The organism is [Mycobacterium] manitobense, from assembly GCF_025821665.1.
Taxonomy (GTDB): Bacteria; Actinomycetota; Actinomycetes; order Mycobacteriales; family Mycobacteriaceae; genus Mycobacterium; species Mycobacterium arseniciresistens.
The window spans coordinates 21,250-38,164 of the sequence record NZ_JACKSJ010000088.1 but is presented as its reverse complement, the minus strand read 5'-3'; the positions used below and the strand labels follow the sequence as shown (position 1 = coordinate 38,164).

Annotated in this window: 16 protein-coding genes and 1 tRNA gene; 9 read left to right on the top strand and 8 right to left on the bottom strand. The window is 69.4% G+C overall.

Annotation, left to right across the window (positions count from 1 at the left end):
• Positions 1-309 precede the first annotated feature (309 nt).
• The 5 genes from H7I41_RS11575 to H7I41_RS11555 all read left to right on the top strand — a co-directional run bounded on the left by H7I41_RS11575 (position 310) and on the right by H7I41_RS11555 (position 4,940).
• Entirely contained in the window at positions 310-1,221 is a 912-nt protein-coding gene (locus H7I41_RS11575) for an ABC transporter ATP-binding protein (protein ID WP_372503732.1), read from the top strand.
• The gene (locus H7I41_RS11570; protein ID WP_264012722.1) at positions 1,218-2,849 is read left to right on the top strand and encodes an efflux permease Rv1217c-related protein; all 1,632 of its coding nucleotides are present in this window, start codon (positions 1,218-1,220) and stop codon (positions 2,847-2,849) included. The genes H7I41_RS11575 and H7I41_RS11570 overlap by 4 nt, the downstream gene beginning before the upstream one ends.
• A 66-nt stretch (positions 2,850-2,915) precedes the next feature.
• On the top strand, positions 2,916-3,203 hold the full coding sequence (locus H7I41_RS11565; protein ID WP_264012721.1) for a hypothetical protein: 288 nt from the start codon (positions 2,916-2,918) through the stop codon (positions 3,201-3,203).
• A 42-nt stretch (positions 3,204-3,245) separates the two neighbouring features.
• A complete protein-coding gene (locus tag H7I41_RS11560) occupies positions 3,246-4,493 on the top strand; it encodes a cytochrome P450 (protein WP_264012720.1) in 1,248 nt (415 codons plus the stop codon).
• A 54-nt stretch (positions 4,494-4,547) separates the two neighbouring features.
• Positions 4,548-4,940, top strand: coding sequence for a PaaI family thioesterase (locus tag H7I41_RS11555; protein WP_264012719.1), 393 nt, complete (start codon positions 4,548-4,550; stop codon positions 4,938-4,940).
• A gap of 19 nt (positions 4,941-4,959) precedes the next feature.
• Here the strand turns inward: H7I41_RS11555 and H7I41_RS11550 are convergent.
• The 5 genes from H7I41_RS11550 to H7I41_RS11530 all read right to left on the bottom strand — a co-directional run bounded on the left by H7I41_RS11550 (position 4,960) and on the right by H7I41_RS11530 (position 9,118).
• Positions 4,960-5,036 (bottom strand) — tRNA-Ile (locus tag H7I41_RS11550).
• Positions 5,037-5,113: 77 nt separating this feature from the next.
• Positions 5,114-5,356 (bottom strand): hypothetical protein, encoded by a 243-nt coding sequence (locus H7I41_RS11545; protein ID WP_264012718.1) that lies wholly within the window; start codon positions 5,354-5,356, stop codon positions 5,114-5,116.
• Between the two features lie 24 nt (positions 5,357-5,380).
• The gene (locus tag H7I41_RS11540; RefSeq protein WP_264012717.1) at positions 5,381-6,223 is read right to left on the bottom strand and encodes a carboxymuconolactone decarboxylase family protein; all 843 of its coding nucleotides are present in this window, start codon (positions 6,221-6,223) and stop codon (positions 5,381-5,383) included.
• 7 nt (positions 6,224-6,230) lie between these two features.
• Complete coding sequence (locus H7I41_RS11535) at positions 6,231-7,604, bottom strand: TldD/PmbA family protein (RefSeq protein ID WP_264012716.1); 1,374 nt, start codon at positions 7,602-7,604, stop codon at positions 6,231-6,233.
• On the bottom strand, positions 7,601-9,118 hold the full coding sequence (locus H7I41_RS11530) for a TldD/PmbA family protein (protein WP_264012715.1): 1,518 nt from the start codon (positions 9,116-9,118) through the stop codon (positions 7,601-7,603). Before H7I41_RS11530 ends, H7I41_RS11535 begins: the two co-directional genes overlap by 4 nt.
• A gap of 82 nt (positions 9,119-9,200) precedes the next feature.
• Between H7I41_RS11530 and H7I41_RS11525 the strand changes: the two genes are divergently transcribed.
• Genes H7I41_RS11525 through H7I41_RS11515 form a run of 3 tightly spaced genes read left to right on the top strand, consistent with a single transcriptional unit; the run spans position 9,201 to position 12,215 of the window.
• Positions 9,201-10,073 (top strand): carbohydrate ABC transporter permease, encoded by an 873-nt coding sequence (locus H7I41_RS11525; RefSeq protein WP_264012714.1) that lies wholly within the window; start codon positions 9,201-9,203, stop codon positions 10,071-10,073.
• The gene (locus H7I41_RS11520) at positions 10,060-10,887 is read left to right on the top strand and encodes a carbohydrate ABC transporter permease (RefSeq protein WP_264012713.1); all 828 of its coding nucleotides are present in this window, start codon (positions 10,060-10,062) and stop codon (positions 10,885-10,887) included. The genes H7I41_RS11525 and H7I41_RS11520 overlap by 14 nt, the downstream gene beginning before the upstream one ends.
• A 44-nt stretch (positions 10,888-10,931) precedes the next feature.
• On the top strand, positions 10,932-12,215 hold the full coding sequence (locus tag H7I41_RS11515; RefSeq protein ID WP_264012740.1) for an ABC transporter substrate-binding protein: 1,284 nt from the start codon (positions 10,932-10,934) through the stop codon (positions 12,213-12,215).
• Between the two features lie 6 nt (positions 12,216-12,221).
• Here the strand turns inward: H7I41_RS11515 and H7I41_RS11510 are convergent, their stop codons facing one another.
• Both H7I41_RS11510 and H7I41_RS11505 read right to left on the bottom strand, forming a co-directional pair.
• A complete protein-coding gene (locus H7I41_RS11510; RefSeq protein WP_264012712.1) occupies positions 12,222-13,067 on the bottom strand; it encodes a CbiQ family ECF transporter T component in 846 nt (281 codons plus the stop codon).
• On the bottom strand, positions 13,064-15,133 hold the full coding sequence (locus H7I41_RS11505) for an ABC transporter ATP-binding protein (RefSeq protein ID WP_264012711.1): 2,070 nt from the start codon (positions 15,131-15,133) through the stop codon (positions 13,064-13,066). Before H7I41_RS11505 ends, H7I41_RS11510 begins: the two co-directional genes overlap by 4 nt.
• Positions 15,134-15,308: 175 nt before the next feature.
• Here H7I41_RS11505 and H7I41_RS11500 point away from each other — a divergent pair, with 175 nt between their 5' ends.
• Positions 15,309-15,752: a MarR family winged helix-turn-helix transcriptional regulator gene (locus tag H7I41_RS11500; RefSeq protein ID WP_264012739.1), complete on the top strand. Its 444-nt coding sequence runs from the start codon at positions 15,309-15,311 to the stop codon at positions 15,750-15,752.
• Between the two features lie 48 nt (positions 15,753-15,800).
• On the opposite strand, the gene H7I41_RS11495 is transcribed toward H7I41_RS11500, so the two are convergent.
• On the bottom strand, positions 15,801-16,913 hold the full coding sequence (locus H7I41_RS11495; protein ID WP_264012710.1) for an esterase-like activity of phytase family protein: 1,113 nt from the start codon (positions 16,911-16,913) through the stop codon (positions 15,801-15,803).
• Positions 16,914-16,915 lie beyond the last annotated feature (2 nt).

Below are 16,915 nucleotides of genomic sequence, written 5' to 3'. Positions count from 1 at the left end.
TCGAACCTTTCTGCCGGAAACCGTACTGCCGCCGACCCGCCGATCGGAGCTTTTGGCAAAGTTTTCGATACGACTTCTGACCTAGTTCAGTAAATGGTGCGGGCACCGCGCAGCCGGCGGCGGTTTGCATGAAATAGCAAGTAAATATGAGCCTGTGGCGTTGGCGTTGGCGCTCCGGACGACTGCACGACGACGAAAATTGACGCTGAGATTACTTATACCAGCGAACGATCACCCGCCGTCGCCGCCAGCAACACAGGGATGCGGAATCCGTCGGGTGCAGGGCGCACGGTGACTTACCCTTGCGGCGTGGTCACTCCGGCGCACACCGTTGGCAGCACTGCCATCCACGCCGTCGGTCTCACCAAACGCTTCGGCCGAACGACGGCAGTCGCCGATCTGACCATGTCCGTCGCGCCGGGTGAGGTCTTCGGGTTCCTCGGCCCCAACGGAGCAGGCAAGTCGACGACGATTCGTCTGCTGCTCGGGTTGATCCGCCCGACTGCGGGAGGCGCGACGATATTCGGCTGCGCTGCGGACGACGTCCGCCGGACCCACCGTCATCTCGCCTATGTGCCCGCTGATGTCGCGCTGTGGCCGCAACTCACGGGCGCCGAGACCCTCGAGCTGCTCGGTAACGTGGGCCCCGGCGTCGACGCCGCCTACCGCGACGAGCTGGTCGACCGTTTCGATCTTCGACTCGACAAGCCAGCAAGGACCTACTCGACCGGCAACCGGCAGAAGGTGGCTCTCGTCGCCGCCTTCGCGACGCGGGCTCCGCTTCTCGTGCTCGACGAACCCACGAGCGGCCTGGATCCGCTGATGGAGCGGGAATTTCGCGAATGTGTCGCCGCAGCCCGGGACCGCGGCCAGACGGTGTTCCTCAGCTCGCACCAGTTGGCCGAGGTGGAGATCCTGTGCGACCGGGTGGCGATCCTCCGTGCCGGGCGACTCGTCGAGATCGACAGCATCGCGGAGCTACGCCAGATGCGCAGGACCGTGGTCGAGGTGTCCTACCGCGGCCTACCACCGTTTCTCGAGGAGATCGCCGGTGTGTCGAATGTCGAGGCGCTCGACGGCGATCGAATGCGATTCAGCCTGACCGGGCCGCCGGTCGCCGCGCTCCGGGCACTCGCCGATACCGATGTCACCGGGCTCGAGATGCACGAACCGACACTCGAGGAGATCTTCCTCGAGTACTACGGAGAAGCTCGGCGATGAAAGCGGTCGCGCCGCCCGGCGCACCGGCGACCGTGATGCCACATCCCGCGCCGGGACGCGCCGTGCGCCGGCTCGCGATGCGCCGGCTTCGCCGCGGCGCCGCCGCGGCCGCCATGACCTGCGGAGCTGTGTCGGCCCTGTTTGCCGGCCAATACGAGGCGATCCGCAGGTCACTGGACGAGGCGGGTTTCCAGGACCTCGCTGGGAACCCCATCGAACGGGTCCTGCTGGGGCCTCCGGTCGCACTCGACGACCCCGGCGGCTTCACCGTGTGGCGCACCGGCACCGCCGCCCTGGCTCTGGCGAGCATCTGGAGCGGACTCGCCGCCACCCGTGAAACCCGCGGCGAAGAGGATGCGGGTCGGTGGAATCTCCTCCTCGGTGGACGGCTGGGGGTGGCCGACGTGGTCATCCGTCACCTGATCGCCCTCGCCGGATCCTCGACGATGATCGGCGCCGCCGTCGCAGCGGGCCTGCTGGCGGGCCGCACCGCCCCGGTTGGGGCGGTGATCCACGCCGCCGGGATCACGGGCGTCGCTCTGACTTCTGCGACCACAGGTCTACTCGCTGCACAGGTGATGCCGAGTCGATCCGCCGCCACGGGACTGACGGTCGGGGCCATCGGCGCCGGCCTGGCGCTGCGGATGATCGCCGACAGCTCACCTCGACTGGCGTGGTTGGCCTGGGCGACACCGTTCGGCTTGGCGGCGCGCTCGGCGCCGTACGCCGAGAACCGCATGATCCCGCTGGCCGTATTGGGATTGTTCCCGATCGTGCTGGGCGGCGCGGCCGTCATCGCGGCGCGCCACCGCGACCTGGGCGCGGGCATCGTGCCGGTATCGGAGGACCGCCCTCCGCGAACCCGGTTGCTGCACAGCATCGGAGGATTCGCGATCCGCCGCACCGCGCGGACGACGCTCGGGTGGGCGGCGGGCATCGCGGCGGGATTCCTCATGGCAGGCGCGATGCTCACCTCGGTCCTGCAGTACTTCCAGACGAACCCACGGTTCGAAGAGCTCGCCGCCGCCGCGGGAGTGACCGGCCTCGACTCGGTGAACGCCTTCAGTGCGCCGCTGTTCAGCATGCTCCCCGTCCCCACCGGCCTCTACGCCGCCCTGCGCATGGCGACGATGGTCACCGACGAGAAGGCCGGTCGGTGGACGCTGCTCCTCGCCCAGCCGGTCTCGCGCGTTGGGCCGGTGTCCACCGAACTCGCGGTCACGGCCGGTGGGGTGGTGTTCCTGCACTGCTCGGCCGCGGTCGCCATGTGGGGCGGCGCCAAGATCACCGGCGCCCCGTTGCGGCTCGCCGATTCCCTTGCGGGTGCAACGAATTCCCTCCCCGTGGCCCTGCTCGCGGCGGGAGCCGGAGCCGTGGGCATCGGCTGGCTCCCGTCGGCCACCGGCGCGATCGGCGCACTGCCGATCGTGGGCGGATTCCTGATCAATGCGATCGCGCCGGCACTGAATGCACCGGAGTGGGTTGCCGACCTGTCGCCGTGGGCCCATCTCAGCGCTGTACCCGCGGCACCGCCCGAGTGGGCGGGCGGCGCCGTCCTCCTGCTCACCGGCGCGCTGCTGGCTGCGTGCGGCGTCTACGGGTACGTCGAGCGCGATGTGACGACGTGATGCCGAGACACCGCGACGGCATCGACGCGCTCCGGACTCATCATTTGAATTGGCGAAGAGCGGTGCATGTGCTCGTCGCAAGCCGGGGTCATTCGCGAGTTGCGGGCGTACGCTATCAGCAAACGCTGGTCAGACGACGGCGGGATGTCTCGCGTCGCGATGGAGGGAATCCGGATGGGCTTGATACCGAGCATCAACGACTGGAAGGTTTCGGTCGAGGAATCCTACGAACTGCTAAGGCGCGCAGTGACAGCCCTTGAAAAGCTTGCGGCAGAACAGGAGCGCACCAATGACCTGTACGCCGAGGTGAACGAGGCCGGCCTGGCGGAACCGCGGAACGCCAGCCGTCTGTAACCCCAGCGAACACAGGGCGTCTTGCAACGCGATGGAGGCGAAGTGAGCGGACCGGAGAACCGCGACTTCTTCACGGACAAGTCGCTCGTCGACGACCCGTACGAGTACTACGACGCGATCCGGCGCTGCCCGGTGTGGCGCGAACCGGCCCACGGTGTGGTGATGGTGTCGGGTTACGACGAGGCCGTCGAGGTGCAACGCGACACCGAGAAGGCCCTGTCCGTCTGCAACATCGTCAGCGGCCCGTGGTCGGGGATCCCGGTCGAACCACACAGTGACGACATCTCGGACGTGATCGAAAAGCACCGCGGGCGGATCACATTCGGCGATTACTTCATCACCTTCGATCCGCCCCGCCACACTGCGCACCGGTCGTTGTTGAGCCGGTTGTTCACGCCGAAGCGGCTCAAGAACAACGAGGACTTCCTGTGGCGTCTCGCCGACGAGCAGATCGACCGCTTCGCCGCGAACGGCAGGTGCGAAATCGTCCTCGACTACAACTTCCCATTCACGCTCGACGCGATCACCGACCTGCTCGGTGTCCCCGAGGCCGATCGTGAGCGCTTCCGCCGCGCAGCCACAGCCAGCAGACTCGAAGGGGAACGCAGCGGCTTCGTCGGCGTGAAGGAGGAGTGGTTCGTCGAGTACGTCGAGGCCCGGCGGCGAGAACCGCGCGACGATGTCCTCACCGAGCTCGCCTCGGCGAAGTATCCGGACGGTTCGACCCCGGACGCGATAGACGTGGCCCGCGTTGCCACGTTCATGTACGCCGCCGGTCACGGCACGACGATCGACCTGCTGAGTCTCGCGGTGCTGATGCTGGCGGAACGACCGGACCTCCAAGAGCAGCTGCGTGCGGACCACTCGAAGATCTCCCCCTTCATCGAGGAGATGCTGCGGTTCGAGAGCCCGATCAAGTCGAACTTCCGCATGGCGCGGCGCCCCACCAGAATCGGCGACGTCGATGTGCCGGCCGGCACCAGCGTCCTCGTGATGAACGGTGCGGCCAATCGCGATCCACAACGGTTCGACAATCCCGACGAATTCCGCCTCGACCGCCCGAACATCCTGCACCACATCGCATTCGGCCGCGGTGTCCACACCTGCCCTGGCGCCCCGATCGCACGCGCCGAAGTACGGGTGAGCCTGGCACGGATGCTCGACAGGATGGCCGACATCCGGCTCTCCGAAGCCCACCACGGTCCGCCGGGTGATCGTCGGCTCGAGTGGGACCGCACCTTCCTGTTCCGGCGCCTCAAGGAAGTGCACCTCGAGTTCACTCCGGTGTAGTGAGGCAATGACCACATGATCGCTTTCGATGACGAACAACTGCACCGTTCTCCTATGCACAAGCAGCTGCAGATGACCGTCGTCGAGCACAAACCGGGCCTCGCCGTCGTCTCGATGCCGCTGACCGAGGAGGTGCGCGGATTCTTCGACGGCAGTGTGCACGGAGGAATGCTCGCGACACTGGCAGACGCCGCCTGCGCGACCTGCCTGGTCGGCTGCTACGACTATTCGTCCGAGATCACCGTGACGACGGACATGCACGTCCGGTACTACCGGCAGCCGCACGGAGGTCCGCTGCGCGCGGAAGCCGAGATGGTCCACAACGGTCGCACCCTTCTCAGTGCGGAGTGCGCGGTGCTCGACGCCGAGAGCCGGGTCCTCATCCGGTCCAGTGCGACGTACACCCGGATCTCCACCCTGGGCCGTGCAGTGCCCGCCGCAAAGTGACGGAGCCGAGATCGAGATCTGGTGGGGCGGGCGGGGCTCGAACCCGCGACCTACGGATTATGAGTCCGCGGCTCTAACCGACTGAGCTACCGCCCCCTGTCATGGCGACCTCGACAGTAGCGCCTGCACCCATCCCGGGCGACGCGGTGGTATCCCGCTCGCCTACCGGCCGATCACTCCCTCACCTGGCGACTGACCAGACCCTCCAGCGTCCGGGAATCGATCACCTCGCCGTGGTCGCCGTAGTAGATGCGGTAGTCCTCGGCGGTGTCCGGAGCGCCCGGATGCGGGACAGTCGTCGTGCCACTGTCCGTGCTGACGATGGTGATCCAATTACCTGAGCCGGTGTCCAGGATCGTGTCGCCCTCCTGGATCTGCTCCAGCGCCACCTGCTCTGTCGCGTGTTCGGAGCTCATGTGACCACCCTCCCGTGCCGGCCTTCAGGCGAACACCGTCTGACCATCTTCGTCGACCAGGTACCGCTCCGTGCCCGATTCGACGCGCGCCGCATCGGCGCCCAGTGCGACGGCGATCTTGTTGGCCGCATTGCGCATCACATCGAGGGTGAGCTCGGCCGCCTCGGACTCGGAGAAGTTCTTGCGCACCCCACGGGCCACCTGTGCATCGATGTCCGACGGTGTCCACAGCAGCGCGTCGACATAGCGCAGCGCCGCCTTGTGCCGATTGGTGAGCCGCGAAGAGGACTCGTAGCGCTCGATGTCGCCGTACAGCTCCTCCGACCCGCCGGCGTCGAGCGCCTTCTCCTCGCGCAACGACTTGCACAGCCGGCAGTTGTGCTGCGTCGCCCCGCGCAACCGCACCACCTCCGTCGTCACCGGATCGAGCTTGCGCAGCCGCGCCACCGCGGGCACGAACTCCGCTAGCAGCACCTGCGCCGGGTCGGTGTCGGGGTCCCACGCCACCTCGGGTCCGTTGCCGGGTCTGCCCATGCCCAGCGCCTCGAACCCCGCCCACACCCTCGGCAGGAAGTCGGCGATGAAGGTCGCCGTCACGATGCGCAGGGCGCGGTCCCCCGCTGCCGACAGCAGCATCTTGCGCTGACCGTCGCCGATCCCCGACACGTCGGTCGCGAACTGCTCCGCGAACGCCGCCACCACCGACTCGCATTCGGATTTGCCGTCGAACAGGTCGACCTGGCATGGCAGCGGTTTGAGCTTCAGTGCCCGGCCGCACGTCAGGCGGATCACGGCGTCGAGACGCAGATCCCCCGAGGACAGACCGACCAGACGACCCAACACCCCGAAGAGCTCACCGTCCTGCATCGTCGAATTATTGCGCCTGACTGACCGACGACATGTGGAAGTCGGGAATTCGCAGGGTCGGCATGGCCGCCCTCGTGGCCCAGTCACCCCATTCGCGCGGCAGCGTCACCTCGCTGACCCCGGCCTCGGTGGCCCGCCGCAACAGGTCCAGCGGGCTCTCGTTGAATCGGAAATTGTTGACGGCCGCGGTCACCTCGCCGTCCTCGATCAGGTACACGCCGTCGCGGGTGAGGCCCGTCAGCAGCAGCACCGTCGGATCCACCTCACGCATGTACCACAGCGTGGTGAGCAACAGCCCTCGTTCGGTGCCGGCGATCATGTCGGCCAGGTCGGTGTCGCCACCGGTCATCAGCAGATTGCCCGCCGGCACGGCGATCGGCGCCCCGAACTCGGCGGCCGCCGCCCGCGGGTAGGCGAGCGCGCTGACCGTGCCGTCGCGGATCCAGTCCACCCGGTCGATGTCCATCCCGTTGTCGAAAACCGACATCCGCTCCGAGGAACTGCCGACCGCCACGAACGGTGTGCACGCCAGTCCCGGCGCCGACGGGTCCGAGTACAGCGTGAGCGGCAGATCGGTGAGCCTCTCCCCCAACCGGGTTCCCCCGCCGGGCGCGGACAGCGCGGTTCGGCCCTCCTGCGCGCCACGTCCGTCCATCGTCCAGCCCAGATAGATCATCATGTCGGCGACGGTCGACGGCGGCATGATCGTCTCGTACCGCCCGGCGGGCAGCTCGACGGTGCGATCGGCCCACCCCAACCGGAGATCCACCTCTTCGAGCAGGGAATCGGTTGTCACGTTGACGAAGTCGGGCGTACCCGTCCCCGCCCAGGCGCTGGCATTCCCCCGCTTGGCGTTGATCTCCACCGATCCCGTCGGCTGCGTGTAGCGCCTGCGCAGCCCCGTCGACGTCGCGACGAACGTCGTCTCGACGATGTGGCGGGCATATCCGTACAGCCGGTCGGCGCCCCGGAACCCGCGCGCCAGCGTGCCCGCCACCCCTGCGAACACCTCTGCGCCCGTCTCCGGCACCGGGGTGTCCCAATCCCCCGGCTGTTCGTTCGCTGGCAGCGGTGGGGCGCTGTCTCGCGCCTCGGGCGCCGACGCCGCGGCGTCCTGGGAGGCGGCGACCAGCGCCGGGATCGCCGCCGGGTCCACCTCGCTGGAACTCACCGAGCCGACATGGGCCCGGTTACCCTGCCGGACAATCGAAATGACGGTGATGCGACGGCTGGTGCTGTCCCCGTTGGTGGTCATCGAGTTGCCCGCCCACCGCAGTGCCGTGTCGGAGCGGTCGGTCACCAGCACCATCGTGTCGTCGGCCCGTCCGCGCTGCGCCGCGGTCGCGAGCACCGTGTCGACCACCTGCTGCGGACTGATCATCGAGAGGCCTCGTCCCGGGTGTTCAGCACATTGACACCCCGGAACAGCGCCGACGGGCAGCCGTGACTGACCGCGGCGACCTGCCCGGGCTGCGCCTTGCCGCAGTTGAACGCCCCGCCGAGCCGCCACGTGGACGGCCCGCCCACGGCTTCCAGCGAGCCCCAGAAGTCGGTGGTCGTCGACTGGTAGGCGACGTCGCGCAATTGGCCGTCGAGGCGGCCGTCGCGGATGCGGAAGAACCGCTGCCCGGTGAACTGGAAGTTGTACCGCTGCATGTCGATCGACCAGCTCTTGTCACCGACGATGTAGATGCCTTCGGCGACCCGGCCGATGAGCTCCTCGGTGCCGACGTCCTCGGCCGCGGGCGCCAGCGAGACGTTGGCCATCCGCTGAATCGGCACATGGTGCGGCGAATCCGCGTACGAGCAGCCGTTCGACCGGTCCACGCCCAACCGCGGGGCGAACACGCGGTCGAGCTGGTATCCGACGAAGACGCCGTCGCGCACCAGGTCCCAGCTCTGCGCCTGCACACCCTCGTCGTCGTAACCGATGGTGGCCAGCCCGTGGGCGACGGTGCGGTCGGCGGTCACGTTCATCACCGGCGACCCGTACCGCATGACGCCGAGCTTGTCGGGCGTCGCGAAGGACGTGCCCGCGTAGGCCGCTTCGTAGCCGATCGCCCGGTCGTACTCGGTGGCGTGGCCGATCGACTCGTGGATCGTCAGCCACAGGTTGCTCGGGTCGATCACCAGATCGGTCGGCCCGGCCGTGACGCTCGGCGCCTTCGCCTTCTCCGCCAGCAGCGACGGCAGCTGCGCGAGCTCTGCCGTCCAGTCCCAGATCTCGTCCCCGGCGACCGCCTCCCAGCCGCGGCCGGTCGGCGGGGCCAGGGTGCGCATCGTGTCGAACCCGCCGGCCGACGCGTCGACGGTGACCGCGTCGAGCGACGACTGCACCCGGACCCGCTGCTGGGTGATCGACGATCCGTAGGTGTCGGCGTAGAAGGTCTGCTCCTTGGCGGCGTACAGGTGGGCCGACGCGTGGTCGACGCCGTCCGCGGCCAGCAAGCGGCCGGAATACTCGTCGAGCACACCGATCTTGTCGGCCAGCGGCACCGCGAAGGGATCGATCCGGTAGTCCGACACCCAGCTCACATCGCGGTAGACGGGTTCGGCGGCCAGCTCGACGCGGTCGGCATTGAGCGGCGCGAGCGTGCGCGCGACCGCGACGGCCCGGCGGGCGGTGTCGGCAGCGACCGCGGGATCGAGTTCGGCGTGGGAGGCGAAGCCCCACGTGCCGTCGACGATCACCCGCACGGCCAGGCCGATCTCCCGGTCCACGACGGCGGACTCCAGCTCGCCGTCGCGCAGTTGCACCAGCTCGGTGGTGATGCGGTGTATCCGCAGGTCGGCGTGGTCGGCTCCGGCCGCCACCGCGGCCGACAGTGCGGCATCGGCGAGCTGATGGCGGGGCAGCGACAGGAAGTCGGCATCGACGTGTCGGGGCGCTGTCACGGCATCTACCGTAGTGGCGGCTCCGGCGGACCGCTTTAATGGCTCGGTGGCGTACCGGCGGGCAGGAGCGGAGCGACCCGGGATGCAGACCAGGCGGGTGCGGACGGCGGCGCTGGGCTACACCCTGCTCGCACCCAGCCTGTTCGGCGTGCTCACCTTCCTGCTGCTGCCCATGCTGGTGGTGCTGTGGCTCAGCCTGTACCGGTGGGATCTGCTGGGCCCGATCGAGTTTGTCGGACTGAGTAATTGGGGCGCGGTGCTGACCGATGCCTCGTTCGCCACGTCGCTGGTGGTCACCGCGCTGTTCATCGCGATCGTGGTGCCCGCGCAGACCCTGCTCGGCCTGCTGGCCGCCGCGGTGCTGTCCCGCGGCCTGCCCGGCTCCGGCTTCTTCCGGACGCTCTACGTGCTGCCGTGGATCTGTTCGCCGTTGGCGATCGCCGTGCTCTGGCGCTGGATCCTGGCGCCGACCGACGGCGCGGTCAGCACCGCGTTGGGCCGCAACATCGAGTGGCTCACCGATCCCGGCCTGGCGCTGCCCGTGGTGTCGGCCGTGACGGTCTGGACGAATGTCGGCTACGTGACGTTGTTCTTCCTCGCCGGAATCTCGAACATCCCGACCGACGTGCACAACGCCGCCCGCACCGACGGCGCCGGCGGCTGGCAGCGCTTCCGCCACATCACCCTGCCGATGCTGCGGCCGACCACGTTCTTCGTGCTTGTCACCGGGATCATCAGCGCTGCGCAGGTTTTCGACACGGTGTATGCGCTCACCGGGGGTGGCCCGCAGGGCCGCACCGACCTGGTGGCCCACCGCATCTACGCCGAGGCGTTCGGCGCCGCAGCGGTCGGCCGCGCCGCCGTGATGGCCGTGGTGCTCTTCGTGGTGCTGATCGGCGTCACGCTGGTCCAGCAGCAGTACTTCCGCCGGCGGATCACCTATGACCTCGCGTAGCCGCGCCGCCTCGGGGGTGGTCATCTATCCCGCCCTGGTCCTCGGCGCCCTGATCACCCTGACGCCGTTCGTGCTCGGCCTGATGACGTCGTTCACCTCGGCGGAGCAATTCAACACCGAGGCGCCGCTGTCACTGCCCACGCCGCCGACGCTGCAGAACTATCTGAGCCTGGGCGACGCCGGATTCGGTCGCGCCATCGTGGTGACCGCGCTGACCACGGCGGTGATCCTGCTCGGCCAGCTCAGTTTCTCGGTGCTGGCTGCGTACGCGTTCGCGCGACTGGACTTCCCGGGCCGTGACGCGCTGTTCTGGGTGTACGTCGCCACGCTGATGGTGCCTGCGACGGTCACGGTGGTGCCGCTCTACCTGATGATGGCCGAGGCCGGGCTGCGCAACACTTTCTGGGCGCTGGTACTGCCGTTCATGTTCGGTTCGCCCTACGCCATCTTCCTGCTGCGCGAACACTTCCGCGCCATCCCAGCCGACCTCATCAACGCCGCACGACTGGACGGCGCCCACACTCTCGACGTCATCGTGCACGTGGTGGTGCCGGCCAGCCGGCCGATCCTGGTGACGCTCGGCCTGATCACCGTGGTGTCGCAGTGGAACAACTTCCTGTGGCCGCTGGTGATCACCAGCGGCGAGAAGTGGCGGGTGATCACCGTCGCGACGGCCGCGCTGCAGACCCGCTACGACGCGCAGTGGACGCTGGTGATGGCGGCGACGACGGTCGCGATCGTGCCGTTGATCGTGCTCTTCGTGGCGCTGTCGCGGCACATCACCCGCTCGCTCGTGGTGACGGGGATCAAGTGAGGCCGCGCATCTCGACGCTCGCCGTCGCCGGGCTGGCGGCGGTGATGGCGCTGCTGCTGGTGGCCGCGATGCTGCTCGGCCGCCCCGCCGGCACCGACGGCCGCACCGTGGTCACCGTGCGGGTCTGGGACGACCGGGTGGCCGCGGCCTATCGCGAGTCGTTCGCCGAGTTCGGACGCGAACATCGCGACATCGACGTACAGGTGGACGTGGTCGCGTACTCGACGTACTTCGACACGTTGCGCACCGACGTGGCCGGGGGTGGTGCGGCCGACATCTTCTGGCTGTCCAACGCCTACTTCGCCGAGTACGCGGACAGTGGCAGGCTCGTCGACATCGGCGAAGCGCTGGGCCCGCGCGCGGTGCGCTCCTGGGAGCCGTCGGTGGTCAACCAGTTCACCCGCGGTGACACCCTGTGGGGGGTGCCGCAGCTGACCGACGGCGGGATCGCGGTGTTCTTCAACGCCGACCTCGTCGCCGCGGCAGGCGTCGAGCTGATTGATCTGGTGACCATGCGCTGGTCCCCCGGACCGGACGACACGCTGCGCGCGCTGCTGAGCCGCCTGACCGTCGACGATCGTGGCCGTCGTGCGGGCACACCCGGTTTCGACCCGGGCCGCATCCGGCAGTGGGGTTACAACGCCGCCAACGACCTGCAGGGCATCTACCTGAACTACATCGGCTCGGCCGGCGGCGTGTTCACCGTCGGTGACCGCTTCGCCTTCTACAACCCGCAGGCGGTGGAGGCATTCGAGTATCTGCTCGGCTTGATCAACGACGACCACGTGGCGCCACCCGCGTCGGACACCAACGACAACGGCGATTTCTCCCGCAACCAGTTCCTGCAGGGCCGGATGGCGATGTTCCAGTCCGGCACCTACAACCTGGCCGCCATCGCCGAGCAAGCCCGCTTCCCCTGGGGTGTGGTGATGCTGCCCGAGGGACCGAAGGGCCGCGTCAGTGTGACCAACGGGATTGCGGCTGCGGGCAATTCGGCGACCGAGCATCCGGAGGCGGTTCGGCAGGTGCTGGCCTGGATGGGCAGCAAGCGGGGTAACGAGTTCCTCGGCGCGCGAGGTGCGGCGATACCCGCCGTGCTGGCCGCGCAACCGGTGTACTTCAACCACTGGCGCTCACGCGGGGTCGACGTCTCGCCGTTCTTCCGGGTGCTGCGCGGCCCGCGGATCCCGGCGCCCGGCGGCGACGGCTTCGCCGCGGGCTACCAGGCGATCAAGCCGTACTTCGACGAGATGTTCCTGGGCCGCGCCGATGTCGCGCACAGCCTGGCCGACGCCCAGGCCGCGGCCAACGCCGCAGCCCGTCGCTGAGCCGGGTCAGGACGCCTTGTAGCTGCTGCTGCCGAGCACCGTGAGTTCGAGTGCCAGCGCCGCCCCGCACACGACGAGCACCACCGCGAACGCGATCGCGTCGCGACGTGCGGGCCGCGACGGCGCGGCCGAGATCTGTCCCGCCCCGCCGCGGGCGGTGATCGCGTCGCCCATCTCGTCGGCACGCCGCAGCGCGACGGTGATGGTGGCCGCCAGCAGGTCGATCACCTCGATGAGCCAGCGCCGCCGGCGTGCCCGCCGGGTGGGCAGCTGCTGGCGGGGCCGCAGGCGGCGCGCCGCGTACAGGATGCGGAACTCGTCGATCAGCATCGGGAACGCCCGCAGTGACATCGCGATCGCGACCGCCCAGTCGTCGACCGGCACACGCAGCACCCGAAGCGGCCGCCCGAGCGTCGCGACCGCGGGCGCGATGTCGGCGACGTTGGTGGTCCACGACACCATCGCTCCGAGGCCGAGCAGCACGATCGACAGCGCGGTGATCCGCAGGAAGTTGAAGAGCCCGCCGAGCCCGACGTCCACCGAGCCCAGGTCGATCACCGGGCTGCCGCCGGCGAAGGTGGCGGTCAGCCCCCCGAAGAACAGCAGGATCCACAGCCAGTACGGAATCGACGGCAGCGCCCCGCGCGGCACCCGGGCCAGTTTCGCCCCCGCGACGACGAGTACGCCGACCGCCGCGATCGGCGCCCAGCCCGGATAGAAGGTGAGCAGCAACCCGATGGCGGCGACCACGAGCAGCTTGGTGCCCGCCCACAGGTCGTGGATGACCGAATTGCCCGGCACGGGGCGGAGCAGGACGACCGGTCTGCGCTGCTTGCGATTCGGTGCGGTCACGACACACCGCCTGCGGTCGTCGGCGCCGGCGCGAGCGCGCCGTCCTGCAGGTTGAGTGTGCGCGGGCACAGCTCCTCGAGTCCCGAGAAGTCGTGCGAGATCACCACCACGGTCAGGCCGTTGTTGCGGCGCAGGTCGACGAGCAACCTCAGCAGGCCGCGGGCGCTGGCGGCGTCCAGCCCGGCCAGCGGCTCGTCGAGGATGAGTGCACGGGGCGACCGGGCGAGCAGCCCGGCGAGCACCACCCGGCGGGCCTGGCCGCCGCTGAGCTGGTCGATCCGCCGGGCGGCCAGCGCGGGATCGAGGCCGACGGCGGCAAGTGCACTGTGCACACGATCGTGATCGCGCGGGGAGAACCCTGCCGCCGTGGCGATCTCGGCGTCGACCTGACTGCGCAGCAGCTGCAGCCGCGCGGACTGGAACGAGAACGCCACCGCCCCGACGTGCTCGGACACCGGTTCGCCGTCGAGCAACGCCTGCCCGGTGGTCGGGACCGTCAGCCCGGCCATGATCCAGGCGAGGGTGGACTTGCCCGAGCCGTTCAGCCCGTGGATGAGCATGCCGTCGCCCTCGTGCACGGCCACGTTGACGTCCCGCAGCGCCGTGGACGCCCATGGCGTTCCGCTGCCGTACTCGTGACCGACGTCGATCAGCTCCAGCACGGGGGCGCCGTCGCGGTGGCCGATGTCCGCCGACGGCGGTGGCGCCTCGGCCGTCTCCACCATGGGCATGTTGTCCGCATCGCCGCCGTTGCCGGTCAGGTTGACGACCCGATCGGCCGAATCCGCTTCGTCGTTGTAGTGCGTGATGTGCACCAGCGACATCTCGTGGCGACCGGTCAGCCCGGACAGCACCGCCAGCAGCGACTCCCGGCCCTGCTGATCGACCATGCTGGTGACCTCGTCGGCGATGAGCAGCCTCGGCTCGCGGGCCAGCGCCGCCGCGACGGCCAGTCGCTGCAGTTCGCCGCCGGACAGGCCGCCGGTGTCGCGCTCGGCGAGGCCGTCGAGGCCCACCTCGGCCAGCAGCCGCTCGACGTCGGTGGTCGTTCCGGGCGGCAGGCCGAACACCACGTCGTCGGCCACCCTGGTGCCCAGGATCTGGCTCTCCGGATGCTGCATGATCACCGCGGTCCCGCCCGGCCGGCCCAGGCCCACCGCGCCCGGCCGGTCCACGGTGCCGCCGGTGGGCTCACGGCCGGCGAGGACCAGCATCAGCGTGGTCTTGCCCGATCCGTTGGCCCCGGTGATGGCGAGGTGCTCGCCGGGCTCGACCGTCAGTGACACCGGGCCGAGGGCGTCGTGATCGGCGCCCGGGTACCGGAAGCGCACGTCGGTCAGCCGGGCCGGCACCGGCGCGACCGGGCCGCCCTCGCCGCCGGCCTCGAGCTTGTGCACGTCGGGCACACCCATCAGGCGGTCGATCACCTTCGACAGCGCCCACCAGCCGACCAGCGTGACGAACAGGATGCTGAGCACGCCGAAGCCGCCGATCAGGAACTGCCAGTACTGCAGCGCCGTGGCGAATCCGCGCTTGAGCGCGTCGGCGGCCGGCTGGGTCTCGGGCACCAGACCCCAGAAGTCGGGGATGCGCGCGATGATCGCGGCCAGCCCGTTGATGTTGGCGGTCATCGTGTCGAAGATCAGGTTGCGCAGCCGCGACAGCACGGTCAGCGCCAGGACGGACGCCGCGCCGAACACGGCGCCTGCGGCGAGTCCGGCGACGATCACCGTGGGGGTGCCGCGGCCGCGACGCTTGATGATCCCCGTCAGACCGCCGATGTAGGCGCAGTCGATGACGGTCATCATCCCGCCCATCCCGGCGATCAGGAAGGCGATCAGCCCACCCGCGACGGTGGCCGTGACCAGCACCCGGAGCCGGTAACGGTAGGCGAGCACGCCCATCGGCACGCTGCCGAGCAGCGACAGTGCCGCGGCGAAGGGCACCACGACGGCGATGATGGCGGTGGCCGCGCACAGCGCCGCCATCACGGCGGCCTGGGCGAGATCTCCGGGTTGCAGCGATCCGGCGCGTCGAGGCTGCCTCGGCGGCTGGGTCACGGTCATCTCACGATTCTGCCAGTCGGGCCCGGGCGGTCCTTCCCCGGCAGGTGGCGGCGTGTGAGACAGCACATTACACCACCTACATAGTGATCCTATGTATTATGGGCCCATGACTCCGCCTCCCGCCACCGAGGACGTCGGCGCCCCCCGTGAGCAGACCGGCTCCGCACACGAGTCGATCGGGCCGACGCTGGGCTCCGACCTGCTGTCCGTCGTCGCCCGGATCAACCGGCTCGCCACGCAGCGGGTGCGGCTGCCGCTGCCCGTCGCACAGGGGCGGCTGCTGTCCATGATCGAAGACCAGGGCGAGGCCCGCATCTCCGATCTGGCCGCACTCGACCACTGCTCACAACCCACGATGACGACGCAGGTGCGCCGCCTCGAGGACGCGGGCCTGGTGACACGCACCGTCGACCCCGGCGATGCGCGCGCGGTGCTGATCCGCATCACCCCGGCGGGCGTGCAGACCCTCAAGCAGGTGCGTGCCGACCGCGGGGCCGCCTTCGACCCGTATCTCGAACGGCTCGACGAGTCGGAGCGGGAGACGCTGGCCGACGCCGTCGTGGTGTTGCGCCGCCTGCTCGCCGACGCGGCCGCGCCCACCCGCAAGACCACCGACTGACCGACCCCCGGGAGGAGAGCGGTGACAGTCGGCAGCGACAGCTGATGTTCACATCGTGAAGACGTGGAACTGCGTCACCTGACGCGGCGAGAAGTTGTCGTCGGTGACCAGCACGACGCTCTGGCGGCCGTCGGAGAGCTTGGGGCCGAGCGTGATTCCCTCGACATTGTCGAGGTGCTCGATACCGGGTGCCGCCGTCAGGTCGACGACGAGTTCCTTCGTCATCGCCGCGACCGGAGGATCGGCGCCCTGCGACGATTTTCCGAGGATGTCGCCGGCGCCCGCCGTGCTCGCCCGGTAGATGCGCGCGGAAACCCTGTCGCCGTAGCCGCGTTCCACCACCAGGAACGTGTCGACGTCGAGGGCGACGAGGTCGGACAGCCCGTTGTCGCCGTCACGGCCCGCGGTCACCGCGTCGACCGGATAGGCGTACTGCGCGGTCGGCTCGCCGGTTGCCGTGTCGTAGCGGGTGATTCGTGTGAGCGCCCCGTGCGACGCGGTCGGCGGTTCGCCGTCGGCGAAGACCGGCCCCTCCATGCCGGCGAACAGGGCCGTGCCGTCGGGGGTGAGTGTGAGGCCTTCCAGCGTTGCGTTCGCACGCGGGCCCGACGGCTGCGCCGACATCGCCAGCCCGGGCGGCAACGGGTAGTGCCCGCGGTAGCCGCCGTCGAGGCCGGCCAGCCGCACCCAAGGATCCAGCAGCAGTGGGCGCGATGCGTTCTCGATGTCGCGGGCACCCTCACTGGTCCAGAACAGCTGCTGGCGCCGAGCGTCGAAGGCGATGCCCTCGGGGTCGGGCGGGATCACCGGGGGCCGCGCTTCGGCGTCGAGTGGGGCGAACGGTTCGCCACCGGCATCCCTGAGAACGGTGCACGACACCCACTGCACCTCGTCGGAGCCGTTGTTGGAGAGTGGGATACGCACCGTGTAGAACCTGGCCGGGTTCTTCGCCGAGCGGTCGTCGCTGATGACGTAGTAGACCCCCCGGCCGGAGTCGTAGGTGATGCCCGAGAGACCACCCACGACGGTTCCTGCGAACGAGAAGCCGGAGTGCACCTCCGACCCGCCGAGGTAGGTCCATGCCGACGGTGCGTCGGGCGGCGGGGCCGCGCTGCACCCACCGAGCAGCAGCACGCCGGCCACGGCGAGGCGATGCAGCATCG

Bases quoted from the DNA above. Each gene is read 5' to 3' on its own strand.
- H7I41_RS11535 (WP_264012716.1), bottom strand. From the start codon at position 7,604: ATGATCAGTCCGCAGCAGGTGGTCGACACGGTGCTCGCGACCGCGGCG.
- H7I41_RS11565 (WP_264012721.1), top strand. From the start codon at position 2,916: ATGTGCTCGTCGCAAGCCGGGGTCATTCGCGAGTTGCGGGCGTACGCT.
- H7I41_RS11515 (WP_264012740.1), top strand. From the start codon at position 10,932: ATGGCGCTGCTGCTGGTGGCCGCGATGCTGCTCGGCCGCCCCGCCGGC.
- H7I41_RS11570 (WP_264012722.1), top strand. From the start codon at position 1,218: ATGAAAGCGGTCGCGCCGCCCGGCGCACCGGCGACCGTGATGCCACAT.
- H7I41_RS11495 (WP_264012710.1), bottom strand. From the start codon at position 16,913: ATGCTGCATCGCCTCGCCGTGGCCGGCGTGCTGCTGCTCGGTGGGTGC.
- H7I41_RS11545 (WP_264012718.1), bottom strand. From the start codon at position 5,356: ATGAGCTCCGAACACGCGACAGAGCAGGTGGCGCTGGAGCAGATCCAG.
- H7I41_RS11520 (WP_264012713.1), top strand. From the start codon at position 10,060: ATGACCTCGCGTAGCCGCGCCGCCTCGGGGGTGGTCATCTATCCCGCC.
- H7I41_RS11555 (WP_264012719.1), top strand. From the start codon at position 4,548: ATGCACAAGCAGCTGCAGATGACCGTCGTCGAGCACAAACCGGGCCTC.
- H7I41_RS11540 (WP_264012717.1), bottom strand. From the start codon at position 6,223: ATGCAGGACGGTGAGCTCTTCGGGGTGTTGGGTCGTCTGGTCGGTCTG.
- H7I41_RS11525 (WP_264012714.1), top strand. From the start codon at position 9,201: ATGCAGACCAGGCGGGTGCGGACGGCGGCGCTGGGCTACACCCTGCTC.
- H7I41_RS11505 (WP_264012711.1), bottom strand. From the start codon at position 15,133: ATGACCGTGACCCAGCCGCCGAGGCAGCCTCGACGCGCCGGATCGCTG.